This window comes from Roseateles sp. P1_C1_2, assembly GCF_056406535.1.
The window spans coordinates 1-14,740 of sequence record NZ_JBFUAB010000005.1; the positions used below are offsets into that span (position 1 = coordinate 1).

General features: G+C 69.4%; 18 protein-coding genes. 10 read left to right on the top strand and 8 right to left on the bottom strand.

All coding sequences use genetic code 11. The annotated features are described in order from the left end of the window. The coding region (locus AC1D2H_RS05820; RefSeq protein WP_478010238.1) for a cache domain-containing protein at positions 1–577 on the bottom strand (577 nt) is incomplete at its 3' end. Between the two features lie 243 nt (positions 578–820). Between AC1D2H_RS05820 and AC1D2H_RS05825 the strand changes: the two genes are divergently transcribed. Both AC1D2H_RS05825 and AC1D2H_RS05830 read left to right on the top strand, forming a co-directional pair. Then, positions 821–1,249, top strand: coding sequence for a response regulator (locus tag AC1D2H_RS05825; protein WP_478010239.1), 429 nt, complete (start codon positions 821–823; stop codon positions 1,247–1,249). Continuing rightward, on the top strand, positions 1,246–3,324 hold the full coding sequence (locus AC1D2H_RS05830) for a PAS domain-containing hybrid sensor histidine kinase/response regulator (RefSeq protein ID WP_478010240.1): 2,079 nt from the start codon (positions 1,246–1,248) through the stop codon (positions 3,322–3,324). Before AC1D2H_RS05825 ends, AC1D2H_RS05830 begins: the two co-directional genes overlap by 4 nt. A 6-nt stretch (positions 3,325–3,330) precedes the next feature. On the opposite strand, the gene AC1D2H_RS05835 is transcribed toward AC1D2H_RS05830, so the two are convergent. After that, positions 3,331–3,789: a RidA family protein gene (locus AC1D2H_RS05835; protein ID WP_478010241.1), complete on the bottom strand. Its 459-nt coding sequence runs from the start codon at positions 3,787–3,789 to the stop codon at positions 3,331–3,333. After that, positions 3,786–4,649: a TolB family protein gene (locus AC1D2H_RS05840; RefSeq protein WP_478010242.1), complete on the bottom strand. Its 864-nt coding sequence runs from the start codon at positions 4,647–4,649 to the stop codon at positions 3,786–3,788. The genes AC1D2H_RS05835 and AC1D2H_RS05840 overlap by 4 nt, the downstream gene beginning before the upstream one ends. A gap of 126 nt (positions 4,650–4,775) precedes the next feature. On the opposite strand from AC1D2H_RS05840, the gene AC1D2H_RS05845 reads away from it, so the two are divergent. Beyond that, positions 4,776–5,126, top strand: a complete 351-nt coding sequence (locus tag AC1D2H_RS05845; RefSeq protein WP_477928884.1) for a PRC-barrel domain-containing protein — start codon at positions 4,776–4,778, stop codon at positions 5,124–5,126. 12 nt (positions 5,127–5,138) lie between these two features. Then, positions 5,139–5,966: a non-homologous end joining protein Ku gene (ku, locus tag AC1D2H_RS05850; RefSeq protein ID WP_478010243.1), complete on the top strand. Its 828-nt coding sequence runs from the start codon at positions 5,139–5,141 to the stop codon at positions 5,964–5,966. Between the two features lie 23 nt (positions 5,967–5,989). Here the strand turns inward: ku and AC1D2H_RS05855 are convergent, their stop codons facing one another. Then, positions 5,990–6,760, bottom strand: coding sequence for a PEP-CTERM sorting domain-containing protein (locus AC1D2H_RS05855; protein ID WP_478010244.1), 771 nt, complete (start codon positions 6,758–6,760; stop codon positions 5,990–5,992). Positions 6,761–6,839: 79 nt separating this feature from the next. On the opposite strand from AC1D2H_RS05855, the gene AC1D2H_RS05860 reads away from it, so the two are divergent. Beyond that, entirely contained in the window at positions 6,840–6,983 is a 144-nt protein-coding gene (locus AC1D2H_RS05860) for a hypothetical protein (RefSeq protein WP_478010245.1), read from the top strand. Between the two features lie 4 nt (positions 6,984–6,987). On the opposite strand, the gene AC1D2H_RS05865 is transcribed toward AC1D2H_RS05860, so the two are convergent. Both AC1D2H_RS05865 and AC1D2H_RS05870 read right to left on the bottom strand, forming a co-directional pair. Continuing rightward, a complete protein-coding gene (locus AC1D2H_RS05865; RefSeq protein WP_478010246.1) occupies positions 6,988–7,989 on the bottom strand; it encodes an NADP-dependent oxidoreductase in 1,002 nt (333 codons plus the stop codon). Positions 7,990–8,127: 138 nt separating this feature from the next. After that, positions 8,128–9,384, bottom strand: coding sequence for an MFS transporter (locus AC1D2H_RS05870; RefSeq protein WP_478010247.1), 1,257 nt, complete (start codon positions 9,382–9,384; stop codon positions 8,128–8,130). Between the two features lie 75 nt (positions 9,385–9,459). On the opposite strand from AC1D2H_RS05870, the gene AC1D2H_RS05875 reads away from it, so the two are divergent. The 5 genes from AC1D2H_RS05875 to AC1D2H_RS05895 all read left to right on the top strand — a co-directional run bounded on the left by AC1D2H_RS05875 (position 9,460) and on the right by AC1D2H_RS05895 (position 13,413). Beyond that, positions 9,460–10,437, top strand: coding sequence for an AraC family transcriptional regulator (locus tag AC1D2H_RS05875; RefSeq protein WP_478010248.1), 978 nt, complete (start codon positions 9,460–9,462; stop codon positions 10,435–10,437). A gap of 58 nt (positions 10,438–10,495) precedes the next feature. Continuing rightward, positions 10,496–11,740, top strand: coding sequence for a cation:proton antiporter (locus AC1D2H_RS05880; RefSeq protein ID WP_478010249.1), 1,245 nt, complete (start codon positions 10,496–10,498; stop codon positions 11,738–11,740). Further along, positions 11,740–12,252, top strand: a complete 513-nt coding sequence (locus AC1D2H_RS05885) for a YcxB family protein (protein ID WP_478010250.1) — start codon at positions 11,740–11,742, stop codon at positions 12,250–12,252. The genes AC1D2H_RS05880 and AC1D2H_RS05885 overlap by 1 nt, the downstream gene beginning before the upstream one ends. An 86-nt stretch (positions 12,253–12,338) precedes the next feature. Beyond that, complete coding sequence (locus tag AC1D2H_RS05890; RefSeq protein ID WP_477928901.1) at positions 12,339–12,803, top strand: hypothetical protein; 465 nt, start codon at positions 12,339–12,341, stop codon at positions 12,801–12,803. Positions 12,804–12,927: 124 nt separating this feature from the next. Next, complete coding sequence (locus AC1D2H_RS05895) at positions 12,928–13,413, top strand: nuclear transport factor 2 family protein (protein WP_478010251.1); 486 nt, start codon at positions 12,928–12,930, stop codon at positions 13,411–13,413. A gap of 45 nt (positions 13,414–13,458) precedes the next feature. On the opposite strand, the gene AC1D2H_RS05900 is transcribed toward AC1D2H_RS05895, so the two are convergent. Beyond that, on the bottom strand, positions 13,459–13,950 hold the full coding sequence (locus AC1D2H_RS05900) for a hypothetical protein (RefSeq protein WP_478010252.1): 492 nt from the start codon (positions 13,948–13,950) through the stop codon (positions 13,459–13,461). 101 nt (positions 13,951–14,051) lie between these two features. Then, complete coding sequence (gene ssb, locus AC1D2H_RS05905) at positions 14,052–14,621, bottom strand: single-stranded DNA-binding protein (protein WP_477928906.1); 570 nt, start codon at positions 14,619–14,621, stop codon at positions 14,052–14,054. Between the last annotated feature and the right edge of the window lie 119 nt (positions 14,622–14,740).

Sequence of the window (14,740 nt, forward strand, 5' to 3'; positions counted from 1 at the left end):
GATCGTTGACCCAGTCCAGGCCCAGGTGCACCGCCACGACGCCGACGACCTCGCCGGCGTCGTCCAGCACCGGCTCGCCGATGTCGATGAGCTCGCGCACGCCCCCGGGCAGGCGCGCCATCAGCGGCGCCAGCGTGACGGGCTCGTGCACGTCGCCCACCATGCCGTCCTTGCCGCGCTTGAACACCGGCCGCTGCGCGATGGAGGCGCCCTCCAGCCAGCCGCGGCTGCCGGCAATGACCTGGCCGTCCAGACCGACCAGGCCGGCCCAGACGAAGCGCGGCGAGCGCTCGACGAGATGGTCCAGCTCGGCCCGCGCCCGCTCGGGCGACGCACCGGGGCGCAGCAGCGGCGAGCGCGCCAGCAGGCGCACCTGGCTGACGGCGTCCCGCAGCGCCAGTTGCAGCTGCAGGCCGAGCACGTCGGCGCGCTGCTGGTTGCGCACCAGGCTGCGTTCGATGAGTTCGGCGCCGAGCAGGCGCTGCTCGAAGGCCAGCAGCACGCAGGTGAGTGCCGCCACGGCAAAAGCCGGCAGCAGCGCGAAGCGCGAGGTGCTGGGCCGGGCGGCGCGGGTCATGCGGTCATGGCAGCGGCGCGACCGAAATCGCCCGCAGCGATCTCATGCTCCCCTGGGGTCACGGCACCGTCGTCGCGCATGGTTCACCTGCTCCCTTGTTTGGCCAGGCGGCCACTGTCGGTCAAGAGATGTAACGGCGCCATGAGGTTTGTGTAGGGGATTCTTGATGGCCGGTGTCGGGGATGCCAGAAACCCCTCATCACCCCCTCGCCATGACCGCATTGCACGAACAAGATGCGCACCATGCTCATTTCTGACCCACCTGACGCTGCGTCGCCGCTGCTGCTGCTGGCCGGCGCCGCGCTCGACGGCGCTGCCGCGCTGCTGCGCGAGGCCGGCTATCGCGTGCGCAGCGCCGCCTCGGGCGCCGCCCTGGCGCGCCTGGCCGCCGGCGAGCCCGCGCCCGGCCTGATCCTGCTGGGTGAGTCGGTGGCCGACCAGCATGGCCTGGACCTGCTGAGCCGGCTGCGCGCCGACGACGAGACGCGAGCCATTCCCGTGCTCTTCGTCTCCAGTGGCGGTGACGAGGAACTGGCGCTGGGCCTGGGCGCTTGCGACTGCCTGAGCCTGCCGCTGCGCCCGCTGCTGCTGCTGGCGCGCGTGCGGGCTCATCTCGAATTGCACCGCCTGCTGGCAATGAGTGCCGCCAACCCGCTGGGAGCCGCCGCTTGAGCGCCCTGCCCCTGCCCGCCGCGGGCCCGGCACGCTGGTGGCGCCGGCTGCGCGATTTCGGCGGCGCCCGCCTGCTGCGCCGCCGCAGCCATGCCTTGAGCGCCCAGGCCTTGCAGATGCTGAATGCCGTGCTGGCCGATGCCGGCGTCGCCGTCATCGTGCATGACGCCGAGGGGCGTTGCCTGGTCTGCAACGACGAGGCCGCGCGCGTGGGCGGCCTGGGCGTGGCGCCGCTGCCCGGCCTCAACCTCATCGGCCGCCTGCCGGACGCGATGCTGGACGGCCCGGCCGAGCGGGCCGCGACCGATGTCGACGTCGAGACCTGGCAGACGCCGGCCGGCCCGCGGCTGTTCCGCGTCAACCGCGGCCGCCTGCCCGGCGAGGGTGAACCGCGCTACCTCATCGCCCGCGACGTCACCGAGCAGCGCCAGGATGCCGAGCGGCTGGCGCGCAGCGAGCAGCAGCTGTCGCTGGCGATGCGCGGCGCGGCCCTGGGCCTGTGGGACTGGCAGGTGGCCAGCGGCAGGGTGCACGTCAACGAGCGCTGGGCCGAGATGCTGGGCTACCGCGTCGACGAGATCGAGCCCCACCTGGACAGCTGGCGTGCCCTCGTCCACCCCGACGACTGGGCCGCCATCGACGCCTCGCTGCTGCCGCATCTGCGCGGCGCCACCGACAGCTACCGCTGCGAGCACCGGCTGCGCCACCGCGATGGGCATTGGATCTGGGTGCTGGATGCTGGCCAGGTCGTCGAGCGCGATGCCGACGGCCGCGCGCTGCGCGCCCTCGGCATCCACCTCGACGTGAGCGACCGCCGCGGCGCCATCGACGCGCTGGAACGCTCCCGCCGAGAGCTGGAGGTGCGCGTGCAGGAGCGCACGGCCGCGCTGGAGCGGGCGTCGGCCGAGGCGCGCGCGGCCAGCGAGGCCAAGTCGGCCTTTCTGGCCAATATCAGCCACGAGATCCGCACGCCGATGAATGCCATCGTCGGCATGTCGCGCCTGCTGTCGCGCTCGGCGACCGATGCCGAACAGGCCGCGCGCCTGGCCACCATGGAAAACGCTGCCGGCCATCTGATGACGCTGATCGGCGACGTGCTGGACCTGTCCAAGATCGAGGCCGGCCACATGGAGCTGGAGCAGCTGCCGCTGGCCCTGCCCGAGCTGCTGCGGCAGTCCCTCAGCCTGTTCGGCCCGCAGGCCCAGGCCAAGGGCATTGCGCTGCGCCTGTGCGCCACCGGCCTGCCGGAGCGCCTGCTCGGCGACCCGACGCGGCTGCGCCAGGCCGTGCTCAACCTGGTGGCCAACGCGGTGAAGTTCACCGACAGCGGCGAGGTGGTGCTCAGCGTGACCCAACTGCCTGACGATGTCGGTGCCGGCGACGACGCGGTGCGGCTGCGCTTCGAGGTCAGCGACACCGGCCCGGGCTTCGGCCCCGAGGTGGCGGGCCGCCTCTTCAGCGCCTTCGAGCAGGGCGACGCGACCATCGCGCGACGCCACGGTGGCACCGGCCTCGGCCTGGCCATCACGCGACGCATCGCCGAGATGATGGGCGGCGAGGTCGGCCTGTCCAGCCGGCCCGGCCAGGGGGCGCGCTTCTGGTTCACGGCCCGGCTGGCGCGCGACCATCGCCCGCGCGGCTTCGAGGAAGGCCAGTCGCTGCGCCTGTCGCCCGCCGACCTGCTGCGCATGCGCCATCACGGCCGGCGCGTGCTGCTCGTCGAAGACAACCCCGTCAACCAGGAGATCGCGCTGGCCGTGCTGGCCCAGGGCGCGCTGCAGGTTGCCGTGGCGCCCGATGGCGAAAGCGCCTTGCGCGAAGCCGCCAGCGGCCCCTTCGACGCCGTGCTGATGGACCTGCACCTGCCCGACATGGATGGCTTCGAGGTCACGCGCCGCCTGCGCGAGGCCGGCCTGGCGGCGCCGGTGCTGGCGCTGACGGCCAGCGCCATGCCGCTGGAGCGCGAGCGCTGCGAGCGCCTGGGGCTGGCCGCCTTCCTGACCAAGCCGCTGGACCCGGATGCGCTGCACGAGGCGCTGCTGGCAGCGTTTGCCTGCGTGCCGCAGCCGGCCTGAGCGGTTTCAGTCGGCCGCGATGGCCTCGATCTCCAGCAGCCAGTCGCTGTCGTAGATGCCGGCGATCAGCACCGTCAGTGCCGGGCTGCGCGCGCCCAGCACCTCGCGGCGGATGGCGGAGTTATCCAATGCGTGTTTGCGATCGCCGAGATAGGTTGTGACCTTGACGAGGTGGTCCAGCGTCATGCCGGCCGCCTTCAGCTGGGCGTCGATATGGGCCCAGACGAGACGGCATTGCGCGGCAAAGGTTGCGGGCACGGCGCCGGCCTTGTCGACAGGAATCTGGCCGCTGATGAAGAGCAGGCGCGACGGCGCCTTCACCTCCAGGGCCTGCGCATAGCCACCCGATGGGGCGGGTGCTTCGGCGGCGTTGATGGCGCGGGTCTTGTTGGCGGCCATGGCGGCTCCTGCGATGGGTGTCGTCGTCGCGAGGCCAACGGCCAGGGTGCGGCGTGTGAGGTTCATGGCTTGCTCCCGGTGCAGGCGGGTGGCCAGGACCGGTCGGGGTTGGGGGTCAGGTCGGCGAGAAAGAGTTCACCCGAGCGCTCGCCGTCTGCCTGCGCAAACAGCAGCCGGTCGCCCTTGGGTGACAGCAGCGGACCGACCTGGAAGACATCGTCGCGGGCCGCCACGCGGCCCAATGGCTGCCAGCCCTCGCCCGCCCTGGCGTAGCGATAGAGATGCGAGCGGCCCTCGCGGTCGGACACGACGACGGCCTGGCTGGCGTCGCGGGACATCTCGATCTCGTAGTCGTTCTTCGCGCTGTTCAGCGGTGCGCCGAGGTTGCCGACGCGCCAGCTGCCGTCGGCCTGCGGGCTGGCGACATAGACGTCGTTGCCGCCCAGGCCGCCAGGGCGGTCAGAGCCGAAGAAGAGGCGGCCGTCGGGCAGCAGGCGCGGCAGCAATTCGGCCTGCGGCGAGTTGACGGGTTCGGGCAGGCGGCGCGGCGCCAGCCAGCCGCCACGGCCGTCCGCATCGGCCACCCAGATGTCGAGGTCATCGCCCTGCTTGCCCGGGAAGGACCGCGACGACACGAACCAGAGCTGGCGCCCATCGGCAGTGATGAAGGGGTCGGCGTCGTTGGCGGGCGGCGGCGCCGCAAAGGGCACGGGCGTGGCCTCGCCCCAGCCGGCCGGGCCGCAGGTCGACTGCATGAGGCGGTAGGTCGAGAACTGCTTGTCGGCGCGCATGAAGACCATGCTGCGGCCATCGGGCGTGAAGGTCGGCGAGGCCTCGTACTGGTCCGTCGAGACGCGCTCGGGCGTCCAGCGCAGCGGCGGGTTCACGGCGGCGGCGGCGAGCACAAGGGCGATCAGGGTGTTCATGAGGGGCGGATTCTGCTGAAAGCCGCCGCGGCGGTCAGCCCCCACCTACAGGCAGACGTCTGTCACGCCGACGGCACAGCGGGGCGGCAGGCCGGATAGTGATTCGACAGCCATCAAGGAGCCGCCATGAGCGTCAGCCTGCATCCCACCATTTCGGCATCACGTGTCGAAGGGACCAACGTCTACAACCTCGCCGGCGAAAAGCTCGGCGCCATCGACGACCTCGTCATCGACAAGCGCAACGGCCATGTCCGCTATGCCGCGCTGGAGTTCGGCGGCTTCCTGGGCCTGGGCGCGGACCGCTTCCCGCTGCCCTGGAGCATGCTGACCTACGACACCGAGAAGGACGGCTATGTCGTCAACCTCGACATGGAACAGCTCAAGACCGGCCCGCGCTATGCGAAGGACGAGCGGCCCGACTACACCGACGATTTCGGCCGCGACGTCTACGCGCACTACGGCGCCGTCTGGGTCTGAGGCCCACGCCGCATGGCCGCCGCCAACCCGCGCGCCCTCTGGAAGGGCGCGATCTCCTTCGGCCTCGTGCATGTGCCGGTGTCGCTGCACACCGCCACGCAGGAGCAGGAGATCGACTTCGACTGGCTGGACAAGCGCAGCATGGACCCGGTGGGCTACAAGCGCATCAACAAGCGCACCGGCAAGGAGATTGCCAAGGAGCACATCGTCAAGGGCGTGAAGCTCGAGGGAGACGACGAGATCAAGGCGGCCTACCCCAAGCGCACGCAGACCATCCAGATCGAGAGCTTCGTGAAGGCGGCGGACGTGTCCTTCGTCTACATCGAGAAGCCCTATTACCTGGCGCCCGATGGCCGGGCCGATCGCGTCTATGCGCTGCTGCGCGAGGCACTGGAGAGCGCCGGCGTCATCGGCATCGCCCGCTTCGTACTGCACAACAAGGAGCACCTGGCCGCGCTGATCCCCGCCGGCCCAGCGCTGATGCTGGGCACGCTGCGCTGGGCCGAGGAGATCCGCTCACCTGACGCGCTGGAGCTGCCCAAGGCGGGTGCTGCCGGCGTCAAGCCCGCGGAGCTGAAGATGGCCCAGCAGCTCATTGCGCAGATGACGTCGGCCTGGAAGCCCGAGAAGTTCAAGGACGACTTCACGAGCGCCATCCATGCGCTGGTGAAGGCCAAGGCCAAGGCCGGCAAGAAGGCGACCGTGAAACCCTTCGAGGAAGCGCCCGAGGCAGGCGGCAGCAATGTCGTCGACCTGACCGAGCTGCTGCGCCAGAGCCTGAGCGGCAAGGCCAAGGCGCCGGCGAAGAGGGGCGGCACCAGCCGCAAGAAAGCGGCCTGAGGTCAACGTCAGGCGCGTTGGTTTCAGCTCGCGCGACGACGCGCGATGCAGGCGACGCCCGCCAGCCCGGCCAACCACAACAGGACCGTGCCGGGCTCCGGCACCGCCAACGCCTGTTGAGCGAATTCGAAGCTGACGGTGCCGAAGCGAGCCCCATGTGCGGCGTCGGGCGAATACTCGTAGGCCTTGAAGTTGGCGGCGTAGAGCAAGGTGCCCGGCAGCACGACGCCATAGTCGATGGCCTCGGTCAGCCGCGTGAACCCGGCGTTGTTGACCGCCGCAGTGGCACTGTTCAGATTGGCGTAGACGATGGCGTCGAAGTTGGTCTGCGTGACCACCACGTTGCCCATCGTCACCGAGTAGCCGCTGAGGCCCATCCCCGCCGCGTTGGTGATGCTGAAGTAGGCCAGCGTCGCATCGATGTAGTTGCCGGTCTTGACCGTCTGGGCGAACGGGTCGAAGCGGGAGGCCTGGCCCACGACGCCGAAGTCCATCGCCAGCGTGAAGCCGATGCTGCCGGGGCTGCTGTCGGGCGTGAAGACGATCGCCGCAGCGTCCGGCGCCAGCTTCGTGTTGCCGGCAAACGGCCCGTTGTTCCAGACCGGGTGCGATGGCAGCTGCCGCTGGGTGAAATCGAAGTTGGAGCCTGCAATGGTGCAGTTGCCCAGCGCGAGGATCTGGTCGAAGGTCGCGGTCGGGCAGACCGTGGCAGACGCGGGGGCCGACAGCACCAGCGCCAGGGCGGGCGCCAGCAGCGTGGGAAGGCGATTGCGCTGGCTTGCCGCAGCAGTCATGGGGCTCTCCTGATCGTGGGATGGAGCCGCCGATGTTGCGCGCCCGTCCGGCAGTGCTCCACCCACGGATGACCCACAGTTGAGCGGTAAAACGGTCATCGCGCCCCTGGCGCTCGCCCAGCGGTTGGCCATCGAGCAACTGCTGCCTGCAGAGAAGCACCCGATGAAGAAGGGCGGACTAGAACGTGCGCTGAAGGCGCTGGACGCACTGGCCAAGCCGTGATGGCCTAGCCTTCAGCCACGCGCACGACGGTCTTGCCGAAGTTGCCGCCCTGCAGCAGCCGGGCCAGGGCCTGGGGTGCCTGTTCCAGGCCCTCGACGATGTCCTCGCGCAGCGTGATGCGCCCTGAAGCCAACCACGCACTCATGTCGCGGCGGAAGGCGTCGAAGCGCGCGCCGTAGTGGTCCAGGATGATGAAGCCCTGAACGCGGACGCGCTTGGCGAGCACGGTTGCCAGGTCGGGGCCGGGCGCGGGTATCGCATCGTTGTAGTGCGAGATGAAGCCGCAGACCGGCACGCGGGCACTGACGTTCAACAGCGGCAGTACCGCGGCCAGCACATCGCCGCCGACGTTCTCGAAATAGACGTCGATGCCCTGCGGGCAGGCCGCCGCCAGTCGCTCGGCGAGGTCCGGCGCATGGCGGTCCAGGCAGGCGTCGAAGCCCAGCACCTCGACGGCATGGCGGCATTTGTCGGCACCGCCGGCAATGCCGACGACGCGGGCGCCTTTCAGCTTGGCGAGCTGCCCGACGACCGCGCCGACCGCGCCGGTGGCGGCGGCGACGACGATGGTCTCGCCCGGCTTGGGCTGGCCAATGTCCAGCAGGCCGACATAGGCTGTGAAACCCGGCATGCCCAGGCCGCCCAGCGCATGTGAAGGCTGCTTCACATCGCCCAGCCCCAGCAGGTCGCTGCCATCGGACAGGGCGTAGTCCTGCCAGCCGGCGTTGGCCAGCACCAGCTCACCCTCTTTGAAACCGGCATGGCGTGAAGCGACGACGCGGCTGACCGTGCCGCCCACCATGACGCCGCCCAGCGGCACCGGCGGCGCATAGCCCGGGCCCACCGGCGCCATCAGGTTGCGCTGGTAGGGGTCGACGGAGAGGTAGAGGGTGCGCAGCAGCACCTGGCCGTCGGCCGGTTCCGGTACGGGCTGGGTCTCGAGGCGGAAGTGCTCCGCGCCGGGCAGGCCCTGCGGATAGGCGGCGAGGGTGAGGCGGCGGTTCATGTCTGTTCTCCGTTCGTATGTGTGACTGCGGGCCGAGCGCCGGGCCGCTCCCTAGCCGGCCCGCGCTGGCGATGTGCATGCGGCTCGACGCCGCATGCATCGCCGTCCCCTCGGGGGACCGACCGGGTGCGCCCGCGTTCAGCGCGGCGCGACTGGGCGAGGGGCTGCTTCAAGCGGACGGGGGCCATGGCGCAGCGTCAGCAACGTGCCCAGCGTCAACGCGACGACGGCGAAGGCCGGGCCGCCCAGCGCGCCGATGCGGTCCACCAGCAGGCCACCGCCGATGGCGCCGCTGGCGATCGCGATCTGGAAGCCCGCCACCATCAGCCCGCCGGCGCCTTCGGCCTGGTCGGGCGCGGCGCGCACGATCCAGGTCTGGAAACCGACCGGGAAGGCGCCGAAGGCAAAGCCCCACAGCGTGATGGCGATGGCCGTCACCACGGCTGAACTGCCAGCGACGAGCAGGCTGGCCGCCAGCACCGCGATCAGCACGCCGCCGGCCACGATGGCGTGGCGCTCGCTGCGCCCGGCCAGCCAGCCACCGGCGAAGTTGCCGAAGAAGCCGCCGATGCCATAGCCCAGCAGCACGCCGGAGATGGCGCCGACCGACAGGTGGGTGACCTGCTCCATCAGCGGCCGGATGTAGGTGAAGCCGGCGAAGTGGCCGGAGACGACCAGCAGCACTGCCAGCAGGGCCACTCGCACCGGCGGGCGGCGCAGCAGCTCGGCCAGCACGCGCAGGTCGGGCTTGTCACGCGGCGGCAGGGGCGGGAGGGTGGCGGCCTGCACGACCAGCGTCACGAGGCTCACGACGCCGGCCGCGATGAAGGCGCTGCGCCAGCCCCAGACGTCACCCATCCACGCGCCCAGCGGCGCCGCGCAGACGGTGGCCACCGACACGCCGGTCAGGATGATGGACATGGCGCGCGCGAACTGCGCCGGCGGCACCAGCCGCAGCGCCAGCGCCGCCGACATCGACCAGAAGCCCCCGAGGGCAACGCCCAGCATCACCCGCGCCACCAGCAGCAGGCCCAGGCTGCTGGCCGTCGCCGCGAGGGCGTTGGACAGCAGCAGCAGCACCGTGAAGGCCAGCATGACGACGCGGCGGTCCAGCCGGCGCGTCAGCAGCGGCAGCGAAGGCGCGGCGATGGCGCCGACCAGGGCCGTGGCCGTGACGGCCTGGCCGGCCGCGCCATCGCTGACGCCCAGGTCGGCGGCCATGGCCGTCAGCAGGCTGGCCGGCAGGAACTCGGCCATGACGAGGCCAAAGACGCCCAGCGTCAGTGAGCCGATGGCGGGCCAATGGTGGGTGGGGGCGGGTAGCGGGGGAACGGCCGGGACGGGAGCGGCATTGGCGCCCGCGTCTAGGCATTGGGAGCAGGGAGAGGACGACACGACAAAGACCCTGGAGTGGCTAACGGTCTCATGCTAGGCATAGGATTCCGGCGTTTGAATGCCGAAAGAGCCGAGATGCTTGACTTTTCGTCCAAGGGCCTCGAGACGGAGCCCGGCGTGCCCGACACGCTGACCCAGGTGCTGCTGGGCCTGCGCCTGGACGGTGTGGAGTACGGCCGCTGCCTGATGCGCGCTCCCTGGGCCGTGGCTTTTCCCGCCCAGGCCGCGGCGCGATTTCACTTCGTCGCCAGCGGCGGCGCCTGGCTGCGCACGGCGGCCACCGACTGGCAGCGCCTGAACGCAGGCGACGCCGTGCTGTTGCCCCATGGCAGCTTCCACATCCTGGCCAGCGCGCCGGACGTGCCGACGGTGGACATCGACACCCTGTCGCGCGTGGCCGTGGCCGACAACATCTACCTCGTGGGCGGCGAGCACTTCGGTCCGCCGCAGCCCAGCGAGCCGCCGCCCGCCGTGATGTTCTGCGGCGCGCTGCGCTTCAACCTCGACCCGCTGCACCCGCTGATCGCCATGATGCCCACCGTCATGCTGGCCGGCGACCTGGCCAACAAGGACGCCACCGTGCCGGCCCTGCTGGACGCCATGGAGCGCGAGGTGGCGCTGGACCGCATCGGCGCCTGCGGCATCCTGGCCCGGCTGGCGGATGCGCTGGCGGCCAGCATCATCCGCGCCTGGGTGGAATGCGGCTGCAGCGACTCGACTGGCTGGGTGGCGGCCGTGCGCTGCCCCAAGATCGGCAAGGTCATCGCCGCCATCCATGCCGACCCCGAGCGCGACTGGAACGTGCCCGAGATGGCCGCGCTGATGGGCGCCTCGCGCTCCAGCTTCGCCGAGGCCTTCACGCGCACCCTGGGCGAGAGCCCGGCCAAATACGTCGCCAAGGTCAAGATGTTCCAGGCCCGGCGCTGGATCGCCCAGGACGGCATGCGCGTCGCGACGGCGGCCGACCGGCTGGGCTACGAGTCCGAGGCCTCGTTCAGCCGGGCCTTCAAGCGCGTCATCGGGCATGCGCCGAGTGCGGCTCGAGCGGGCTGAGCGCTGCGGAGTGGCCGCCTAAAATTCGGCGCCCAACCGCGCGCTGTGCTGCGTTCTGATGTCCACCACCACCCTGCTCCTGCAACTCATCGTCATCCTCGGCGTGGCCCGCGGCTGCGGCTGGTTGCTGCGTCATCTGGGGCAGCCGCAAGTCGTGGGCGAGATGGCCGCCGGCCTCGTCCTGGGCCCGGCCGTCATGGGCTTCTACCTGCCGGAGATGCACGCGCAGCTGTTCGCCAAACCGCTGCTCGGCGGCCTGAATGCGCTGGCCACGCTGGGCCTGGTGCTCTTCATGTTCGTCGTCGGCCTGGAGATTCGCGCGCCGGGCGGAATGCGTTCGCAGCTGCGTGCGGCCGGCAGCGTCGGCCTGCTCAGCGTCATCGCGCCGGCCGCCCTGGCGCTGGCCATCACGCCGGCCCTGCATCCGGGCCTGGCGCCGGCGGGTGTGGGCTTCTGGCCCTTTGCGCTGTTCATGACGGCCGCCGTTTCCATCACGGCCTTTCCCGTCATGGCCCGCATCCTCAAGGACCGCGGCATGACGCAGACCCGCTTCGGCCAGCTGGCCCTGGCCGGCGCCGCCGTTGTCGACGTGTTCGCGTGGATCCTGCTGGCCCTGGTGGTCGCCCTGGCCGGTGCTGGCGAAGGCTACGCCGGCCTGGCCCGCATCGTGGGCGGCGCGGCGGTGATCCTCGCGGTGCTCTACCTTGTCGTGCGCCCGCTGTACGCCCGCCTGCTGGCCGCGCGGGCGCCCGACGGCGAGCCGTCGCTGGGCGTGCTGGCGGCGCTGATGCTGGGCCTGCTGGCCTGTGCGGCGGCCACCGAATGGCTGCATCTGCACGCCGTGTTCGGCGCCTTCCTGTTCGGCGCCACGCTGCCGCGCGACGACCGCCTGCTGCAGTCGGTCATGCAGCGCATCGAGCCGCTGTCCATCGTGCTGCTGATGCCGCTGTTCTTCGCGCTCGCCGGGTTGTCGACCACGCACTCGGCTTTCACCGGCGGCGCACTGGGCGCCATGCTGCTGGTGGTGGGCGTGGCGACGGTGGGCAAGCTGGTGGGCGGCTGGCTGGGCGCCCGCATCGCTGGCCTGAGCGGTGCCGAGAGCATGGCCACCGGCGCGCTGATGAACGCCCGCGGCCTGATGGAGCTCATCGTCATGAAGGTCGGCCTGGACGTCGGCCTCATCGGGCCCGACATGTTCACCATCCTGCTCATCATGGCCCTGGCCACGACGGCGATGACCAGCCCGTTGATCACGCTGGCGTTGCGGTATCGCAAGCGAGTGGAGAACGCGAAGGCGGCTTGATGCAGATTCAGATCAGTTCCGACGACTACCTGTCCGCGATTCGCGCGGGCATGAAGCCTCGCCCTGCCTTTGCCGTGCTGGGCGGGCTGATCGTCGTCCTGGCCCTGATCGCGGTGGTCTTCACCTTGTACGCCTGGCGTCTTCAAGAGCGTGGCTGGACCGATGTGCTCTGCCTGGCAGCGATCGCCTACATTCCCGCTTGGTACTGGCTTTACCTGCCCTGGAAGGTGCGACGCCTGTATACGCAGCAGCGCTCCCTGCAAGAGCCGGCATCGGTCGAAATTGGTGTGGCCGGCCTCCAGTTCAGCACCGCGACCGGCGGCGGCCTGCTGCCCTGGGAGAACATCTATCGATGGCGGGAAAGCAGGACCGTCTTTGTTATCTACCAGTCCGACGCGTTGCTCCATCTGATCCCCAAGCGATGCTTCGATTCGCCGCAGGCTCAGAACGACTTCAGGGTGCTGCTGCTTCGCCAGGTGGGACCTGTTGGCAAGCCGCGCAAGCTGTCGTGATGCCTTGCGGCAATCCTGGCTAATATCGCCGCCCATCTGAATCGTTAGGCCGAGCGCCGGTTTCCGCGGCGCAGGCCACCACCGGCATGCGTCGTCATCTCTGTCTGTCATCGGCCCTCGCGCTGGCATCTCTGCTTCTCGGCCTGACCGCCTGTGGAGGCGGGGGCGACAACAAGGAATCGGTAGTCTGCACGGCCAACGTCGAAACCGAGGGGCCCGCGCTCATCCTCGCCTCGGTACAGAGCGCCGCCACGTCGGCACCCATTCCGGTGGTCATCCTGAGCGATCTGATGACCAACGGTCTGAGCTTCCCGGCCGAGTTCGTGTCGACGCAGCGGAGCTTGAACGTCCGGGTGGTCGGCAAGACCCTCGAATGCACGCTGCCATGCGGTTTCTCGGCGGCGACGGGCGACCAGTCCTTCACTGTCTCGGCTCCAGGCTATGTGCCGCTGAAGGTGACGGCCCAGGGCTCCTACGCCGGCCGGCGTGGTGAATGCCCGCCGACATTGACGGATGCGGCTCGGATCACGGTGAAGCTGGATCCCGTCTAGGCGCGCGGCCTGTCGGCCGGATCAACGGCTTGTGCTTCGGCTGGCACGGTTCGTCGTCCACCGGTCGCAGGCCATCGTTGCGCTTTGCAAACTGCCGGCATTGCAGGCTTTGCAAGGAACCCTCATGCGCCTTCTTCTGACGCGGCTAATGGCCGGACTGTTCTCGGCCGCCCTGGCCTTCCCCTGCCTTGCGCAGGACGCCACGGCCCGCTCCGGGCCGCTTTATGACGAACTCGCCGGCATGGACGCCGCGCTGTTCGAGGCCGCCTTCTTGACCTGCGATGCGGCCAAGTTCCGGGCCCTCTTCACCGAGGACGCCGAGTTCTATCACGACAAGTCCGGGGCCAGTTTTGGCGAGGCGGTGAAGGTCATGAAATCCTGCCCCCGCGACAACGGCGTCTCCCGCACCCTGGTGCCGGGCAGCCTGGAGGTCTATCCCATGCAGGGCTACGGCGCCGTGCAGACGGGCCGGCACGTCTTTACTCGCAAGGGCGAACCGGGCTCGGAGGAGGCGAAATTCGTGCACCTGTGGAAGCGCGAGGCCGGGGGTTGGCGGTTGGCGCGGGTGCTGAGCTTTGACCACCGGCAGGTGGCGGCCAAGGCGCCCTAGGCTGCGAGGTCGCCGCTCGCGATTCTCAAGAATGGATTCTTGCGTTCAGCAGCCGGGTACATCCTCACCTTTGATGTACTTTTTCGCGTACGGCTCAGGAGCAAGGCACTCTTGCTTGTAATTGGTGCCTTTGTCTTCGAACCAAAATATGTAGTCATATTGCGCGCGCCGCCCCATCAGTACATATGTGTGACCGGCCTTCGCTTCAAGTTCGATCTCCGTCTCAGCCTTTGCCGTAGTAACAGTACCAGCGCTGAAACTATCGACATTCAAATACTTCACCTTCACGCGTCGGCTCCCCGGCAAAACGAGCAAGCCTTGAGTGAAAGGGGCGCCGCCGATGGCTGGGTTCACCACGTGTTCGCCGTCGATCTGATACACGTGGCGCCACAGCCTCGAACCTTCGGAGATTATCGCGACCTCATTCATCGGCCGCGCTGGGCCTGCATGCATTTGCTTTGGCGCAGGTGGCATAAGACCGCATCCGGCAACCAGTACAGAAAGAAGGATGAGGAAGGCGAAGGAGCGATTGCTCATATGCGGTGCGCGATAGCTGTAGAGATTTCGACAGTGCGAAACGAAAAGGCCCACGGCATGTGCTGTGGGCCTTTTCAATTCAATTCGGAAAATCTGGTTTGTCAGAACGGAATATCGTCATCCATATCGTCAAACCCCGTCGCCGCCTTGGGCGCCGCAGCCGGCGCGCGCGGAGCGGGGGGGCGTTGGGCAGCAGCCGGACGGGCGGCCGGGCGAGCACCGCCGCCGCCTTCCATGTCGTCGCCACCGCGGCCGTAACCGCCGCCGCCAGCACCACCAGCACCAGCGCCGCGGCTGTAGCCACCGCCACCGCCGCCTTCGTCTCCACCGCCGCCTTCACGGCCGCCCAGCAGCTGCATTTCGCTGGCGATGATCTCGGTCGTGTAGGTGTCGCGGCCTTCCTTGTCCTGCCACTTGCGGGTCTTCAGGCGGCCTTCGACATAGAGGGGGCGGCCCTTCTTGACGTACTCGCCGACGATCTCGGCCAGGCGGTCGTTGAAGACGACGCGGTGCCATTCGGTCTCTTCCTGGCGCTCGCCGGTCTCGCGGTTCTTCCAGTTGCGGGTGGTGGCCAGGCTGAGGGTGACCCATGCGCCGCCGCTGGGGTTGTAGCGAACCTCGGGGTCTTTGCCGACGTTGCCGATGATGATGACTTTGTTGACGCTGGCCATGACGCTCGTCCGGATTTCTATGGGGAAGGGTGCGAATTATGCCGGGCGACCCCGCCAAAGCCCGTCAGCAACACCCCGGAGACCGCATCCCGCACCTCGGGGCCCGCACTTCGTCTCCC